The sequence below is a fragment of the Blautia sp. SF-50 genome (genome assembly GCF_900101315.1).
In the GTDB taxonomy this organism is placed as follows: domain Bacteria; phylum Bacillota; class Clostridia; order Lachnospirales; family Lachnospiraceae; genus Blautia_A; species Blautia_A fusiformis.
In genome coordinates this window covers 74,501-80,851 of the sequence record NZ_FMUW01000016.1, presented here as the reverse complement: position 1 = coordinate 80,851, position 6,351 = coordinate 74,501, and the positions used below count along the sequence as shown (strand labels likewise).

Genomic DNA, 6,351 nt, shown 5'->3' with positions numbered 1-6,351 from the left:
ATAGCAAGCATGAAGAACAATATTGAAGATATCAACGGATGGCTCTATCATAGAATACGCATGTGTATATGGAAACAGTGGAAACTTCCAAGAACAAAGAAAAGAAATCTGATAAAGATGGGAGTACACGAATACTATGCGAACATGGCGGCAAACTGCCGAAGAGGACACTGGTATTGTGCGAATTTGACAACAGTTAAGAAAGCCATGACAAAAGAAAGACTGATAAACGGTGGCTTTTATGATTTAGCCACAGCCTATCAGTCTGTGCACATCAACTATTGAAACCGCCGTGTACCGAACGGTACGCACGGTGGTGTGAGAGGACGGGAGCTAATCACTCCCTCCTACTCGATTCCTGGCATTGTCTTGACACTTGTAAAAGAAAAAGGTTTACCACCAGGAAAAATATCGTTATAATAGGAGAAACGCAGTTTCTCTGCGGCAAAAATATAACGGTCCGGGAGATATCTGTGTCAGAAATATTGCTTATCCGGTGATATATCAGATGATATGAGGAATTTTCCGGTATGTAATAAGAAGGGAGAAAGATATGGCATATTTAGGTGAAGAAATCAAAAAACTTGGTTTTGGCCTTATGAGACTTCCGCAGAAATCAGAAGGTGTGATCGATGTGGAGCAGACCAAAGTCATGGTGGACAAATTTATGGAAGCCGGATTTACATATTTTGATACAGCATGGGCTTATGCAGGAAGCGAAGATGCTATCCGCGAAGCGCTGGTAGAGCGTTATCCGAGAGAAAAATATCAGTTAGCCACCAAGATGGCAGCCTGGATCAACTGCAAGACAAGAGATGAAGCTCTTGCACAGTTTAAAACATCTCTGGAGAGAACAAAGGCAGGATATTTCGACTTTTATCTTCTCCACAATCTTGGAGAGCACAGAACAAAATATTTTGATAAGTACGGTTTATGGGACTGGATCCATGAACAGAAGGAAGCCGGTCTGATCAGACATGCAGGATTTTCGTTCCACTCCACACCGGAGGAGCTGGATGCACTTCTCACTGCACATCCGGAAATGGAATTTGTACAGCTGCAGATCAATTACGCAGACTGGGAAAATCCGGTGATCCAGTCAAGAGCCTGCTACGAGGTAGCCAGAAAACATGGAAAACCGGTCATTATCATGGAACCTGTAAAAGGCGGCATGCTTGCAACTCCGCCGGAAGCAGTGGAAAAGCTTCTGAAGGAAGCAGAGCCGGAAGCATCCACAGCATCCTGGGCGATCCGTTTTGCGGCAAATCTGGAAGGCGTGATCACCGTACTTTCCGGAATGAGCAATGTTGCACAGATGGAGGATAACCTTTCCTTTATGAAGGATTTCAATGGTCTTACTGACAGTGAGAAGGAGACTCTTGATAAGGCAAGAGAGGCTATGAGCAAAATTCCTCTGATCCCATGTACAACCTGTAACTACTGTGCAAAGGTCTGTCCGATGGAAATTGGAATTTCCGGTTCTTTTACAGCAATGAATTATCTGACATTGTACGGAAATAAAGCCGCCGCAGCGCATCAGGAAGACTGGCTGGTAGTCAGTCATGGCAGAAAGCGTGCAGATAAATGTATAAAATGCGGACAGTGTGAGGAAGTATGTCCGCAGCATATTTCCATCCGCGAGGAACTTGAGAAAGTAAGCGAGGCTTTTTGCAAATAAAGGAACTGATCCGGCAGGAAGCGGATCAGGGTAAGGAGAGAGTTTAAAAATGGAAAAATTCAAAGCATTTCTAAAACGGAAGGATATCGAGATCTCTCTGAAGAGATATGGTATCGATGCACTGGGAGCTATGGCACAGGGACTTTTCTGTTCCCTGCTGATCGGTACGATCATCAACACCATTGGCACACAGTTTCACATTCCGTTTCTGACTATGGCAGTTGCCACAGTCAATGATACCCAGTATACAGTAGGTTCTCTGGCATCTGCCATGAGCGGCCCTGCCATGGCAGTAGCCATCGGTTACGCCTTGCATTGCCCGCCGCTGGTATTGTTTTCGCTGATCACCGTTGGATTTGCCTCCAACGCACTTGGCGGAGCAGGCGGTCCTCTGGCTGTACTGTTTGTTGCCATTGTTGCGGCTGAGATCGGTAAGGCAGTTTCAAAGGAAACAAAGATCGATATCCTTGTAACGCCTCTTGTAACCATCGGTGTGGGCGTAGGTCTTTCCGCATGGTGGGCACCGGCTCTTGGAAAAGCTGCCATGAAGGTAGGAAGCGTGATCATGTGGGCAACAGATCTGCAGCCATTCTTTATGGGAATCCTGGTTTCTGTATTTGTTGGAATCGCACTGACGCTGCCAATCTCTTCTGCTGCGATCTGCGCGGCTCTGGGACTTACCGGACTGGCAGGCGGCGCTGCAGTAGCGGGCTGCTGTGCGCAGATGGTAGGTTTTGCGGTCATGTCCTTCAGGGAAAACAAATGGGGTGGTCTTGTCTCTCAGGGAATTGGAACTTCCATGCTCCAGATGGGTAATATTGTCAGAAATCCAAGGATCTGGATTGCTCCGATCGTAACATCTGCTATCACAGGACCTATTGCAACCTGCTTGTTCAGGCTTCAGATGAACGGAACTGCTGTATCCTCAGGAATGGGTACCTGCGGTTTTGTAGGTCAGATCGGTGTGTATACAGGATGGATGAATGATATTGCAGAAGGAACCAAGACAGCTGTTACAGCTATGGACTGGGCAGGACTTTTTCTGATCTCTTTTATTCTCCCGGCAGTTCTCTGCCCGTTGATCAATATGTTTGTACGTAAGCTCGGATGGGTGAAAGATGGAGATATGACGCTGTCATAAGCTATATCAGATCTTACTTTAAAATCAAAAAAGAGTATCACAGGAACTCATTGATAGTGATGAGCTTTGTGATACTCTTTTATTTTAACTTTTATGCTACATGTGATCCGGTGGCATTATTCCGTTCCAGTCCACAGGCCTTTGCATATTCATGGAGTTTCTCTTTTGCGGAATAATTCAGATTCTGAGGAACTTGGATCTGAATGGTTACATACTGATCACCGCGGACGGAAGGGTTCTTCATGGAAACAATGCCTTTTCCTCTCAGGCGGATCTTGGAACCGGACTGCATACCTTCCCTGATCTTACAGATAACATTTCCGTAAAGGGTGGGAACGGTGGCTTCACCGCCGAAAACAGCGGTTGTGTAAGGAATAGAAATGGTGGTATAAACATCCGATCCCTTTCGTTCATAGCCAGGACGTGTTCCTACGGTAACCTTCAGAAGAAGGTCACCAGGCTCACCGCCGCCGGTTCCGGGCATGCCTTTTCCTTTCAGACGGATACTCTTGCCGGTATCAATACCTGCCGGAATATGAATCTGAAGTGTCTGCGGTGCACCGGAGCTTCCGTCCGGACCGGACAGAGAGATCCTTTTATCTGCACCAAAAGCTGCCTCATCAAAGGTAACGTTGATGCTGGCCTTCACATCAGAGCCTTTTTGCGGAAAATCCTGTTGATGGAATCCGCCGAAGCCGTTGCCACTGTGAAAGCCACTTCCGCCAAATCCACTGTGAAAGCCGCCACCGTTACCGGTGAAATGCTCATATGTGCCATTGCTGCCGAAACCGCGGCTTTCGCCGTGACTGCCGTGGAACATATTTCCGAAGATATCACCAAAAATATCGTCCATATTTTCACCGTTAAAATGAAATTCCTGATAGCTGCCATTGCCGCCACCCTGGAATCCGCCGAATCCACCGGCACCTGCGCCGGCTCCAGGATCAGCTCCTGCTTCAAATGCGGCATGACCAAACTGATCATACATTTTTTTCTTCTTTGGATCACTTAAGACATCGTAGGCTTCGTTTACTTCTTTAAATTTATCTGCGGCATCTGCATTACCGGCGTTTGTATCCGGATGATATTTTTTGGCCAGTTTACGATAGGCTTTTTTTATTGTTTTTTCATCTGCGTTCCGGTCAATGCCCAGAACATCGTAATAATCTCTTTTTACTGCCATGGTATTCACCTTCCCTTATATTATAGTCTGCAGCGTCCCGGATGATCGATCTGTCCTCTCAGAGGACAGATCTCCCGGACTGTCATATATTGAACGTATGCGTATAAAATTCCCCGGGAAAAATCCCGGGGGCATTACTTTTATCCTGTTCTATATGTAATATAACACTGATAATTAAAAGTGTCAATACCTGCATTGTGGAAAAGAACATTTTGGACTGCAATAAGAGATATGATTCTTACAGCTATCAGCTAAAAATATGATATAATACTACCATAAATTCCGGTGCGGTCTGCTCAGTAAATAAAAAACAGAGAGAGCCGCAGATCAGAGAAAGATCCAAAAAAGAAAAGGAGGCGTATAATATGAGAAAAAGAACTCTTCTGTCCCATATAAAGGCAGTAAAAAGGCTGGTACTTCTGACACTTATACTGGCAGCAGCTTTTCCGGCGACGATCCGGGAGGCAAAGGCAGCAGCAGGAACCACTTTTAAAGTCAAAGTCACAGATGGATACCTGGCTCTCCGGAGTGAGAAGGCTTTTGACAAAGGCAATGAGATCGGACAGCTGAATACAGGAGATCTTGTGGAAGTTACAAATCGGAAGGACGCTACCTACTGGTATGCATACGTGCCAAGACTGGATAAATCCGGATATCTGGACAAAAACTATATCCAGATAGTAGAGAACGCCACAGCTTCCAACGATTCCTGGACAGTAAAGGTAAAAAAAGGCTATCTGGCTCTTCGAAGTACCGCAGCTTACAATGACAGTAACGAGATCGGACGTCTGAATACCGGAGATGTCGTTCTTGTAAAGGACAGCAGTGATTCTACTTACTGGTACGTATATGCTCCGGGGCTTGATAAATCCGGATATGTGGATAACCGGTATATTTACAACAGTGGTCTGTGGACAGTTAAAGTAGAAACTGGTTATCTTGCCCTTCGCAATAAGGCAGCCTATAATGAAAGCAATGAGATCGGACAGCTGAATACCGGTGACACGGTTCAGGTGAAGGACACCAGCAACGATCAGTACTGGTATGTATATGTTCCGCAGCTGGATAAGACCGGTTATGTTGACAGGAACTATCTTACCGGAGGCTCAGGTACGACAACTCCATCCATGACTGTTAAAGTGGAAAGCGGCTATCTGGCTCTGCGCAGTACAAAGGCGTATGACAAGGACAATGAGATCGCCCAGCTGAATAACGGAGATACGGTAGAAGTCATTGAGAAGAAAGACAGTACTTACTGGTATGTATATGTTCCGAAGCTTGGAAAAGAAGGATATGTAGATAAGAACTACCTTAAATAAAAAGATAAAGGATGCTTGTTGCCGGATCTGCCTGAAGAGGAACAGAAAGCCGGAACAAGAAACGGGGAGGCAGAAAGATGACTCTGGCACAGCTCAGATATACCATAGCAATTGCAAAAGCCGGATCTATGAACGAGGCAGCAAAAAGCCTTTATATTTCTCAGCCCAGTCTTTCCACGGCAATCCGGGAGCTGGAAGCAGAAACCGGTGTTGAGATCTTCCGAAGAACGAACCGAGGAATCGCCGTAACGCCTGCAGGCGAAGAATTTCTGGGGTATGCAAGGCAGGTGGTGGAACAGTACGAACTGATGGAAGCCAAATATATTTCCAAGGAACAGTCACGCAAAAAATTCAGTGTTTCCATGCAGCATTATACCTTTGCAGTTAATGCCTTTGTGGAGCTGGTAAAGCAATTCGGCATGGATGAGTACGAATTTGCGGTCCACGAGACCAAGACGCATCAGGTCATCGAGGATGTCCGTAATTTCAAGAGTGAGATCGGGATCCTCTACGTAAATGATTTTAACCATAATGTACTTGCAAAAATGTTTCACGAGTATGGTCTGGAGTTTCACGAACTTCTCAACTGTCGGATCTACGTTTATATGTGGAAGGGGCATCCTCTGGCGAAGCGTGAGAAGATCACGCTGGAAGAACTGAAGGAATATCCGTGTCTGTCCTTTGAACAGGGAGGAAATAACTCTTTTTATTTTGCGGAGGAGGTTTTGAGCACCTATGAATACAAACGGCTGATCAAAGCCGATGACAGGGCTACTATGCTGAACCTGATGGTAGGACTGAATGGATATACCTTATGCTCCGGTATTATCTGTGAGGATCTTAATGGTTCCGATTACTGTGCTGTGAAGCTGGATTCCGATGAGATCATGACGATCGGTTATGTTGCCAGAAAGGGTGTTAACATCAGTGCCCTTGGGAAAAAATATCTGGAGGAGATTTCTAGATATAAGGATAAAGCACTGAAATAAGAGAAAATAAAATCTGACAGATCACTGCCGGAGAAGACGGG

At 45.6% G+C, this 6,351-nt stretch carries 6 protein-coding genes; 5 read left to right on the top strand and 1 reads right to left on the bottom strand.

What is annotated here, in order from left to right:
- From BLP57_RS11240 to BLP57_RS11230, 3 genes are all read left to right on the top strand, one after another.
- Positions 1 to 285 (top strand): group II intron maturase-specific domain-containing protein (locus BLP57_RS11240; protein WP_330389440.1); only part of this gene is annotated, 285 nt, incomplete at its 5' end.
- Between the two features lie 268 nt (positions 286 to 553).
- On the top strand, positions 554 to 1,678 hold the full coding sequence (locus BLP57_RS11235; RefSeq protein WP_092071758.1) for an aldo/keto reductase: 1,125 nt from the start codon (positions 554 to 556) through the stop codon (positions 1,676 to 1,678).
- A gap of 49 nt (positions 1,679 to 1,727) precedes the next feature.
- Positions 1,728 to 2,819: a PTS transporter subunit IIC gene (locus tag BLP57_RS11230; protein WP_015525523.1), complete on the top strand. Its 1,092-nt coding sequence runs from the start codon at positions 1,728 to 1,730 to the stop codon at positions 2,817 to 2,819.
- 91 nt (positions 2,820 to 2,910) lie between these two features.
- Here the strand turns inward: BLP57_RS11230 and BLP57_RS11225 are convergent, their stop codons facing one another.
- A complete protein-coding gene (locus BLP57_RS11225; RefSeq protein ID WP_092071756.1) occupies positions 2,911 to 4,002 on the bottom strand; it encodes a DnaJ C-terminal domain-containing protein in 1,092 nt (363 codons plus the stop codon).
- A 365-nt stretch (positions 4,003 to 4,367) separates the two neighbouring features.
- On the opposite strand from BLP57_RS11225, the gene BLP57_RS11220 reads away from it, so the two are divergent.
- Both BLP57_RS11220 and BLP57_RS11215 read left to right on the top strand, forming a co-directional pair.
- A complete protein-coding gene (locus BLP57_RS11220; protein WP_059086225.1) occupies positions 4,368 to 5,321 on the top strand; it encodes an SH3 domain-containing protein in 954 nt (317 codons plus the stop codon).
- Between the two features lie 77 nt (positions 5,322 to 5,398).
- Positions 5,399 to 6,310: a LysR family transcriptional regulator gene (locus BLP57_RS11215; RefSeq protein ID WP_092071754.1), complete on the top strand. Its 912-nt coding sequence runs from the start codon at positions 5,399 to 5,401 to the stop codon at positions 6,308 to 6,310.
- Positions 6,311 to 6,351: the final 41 nt, after the last annotated feature.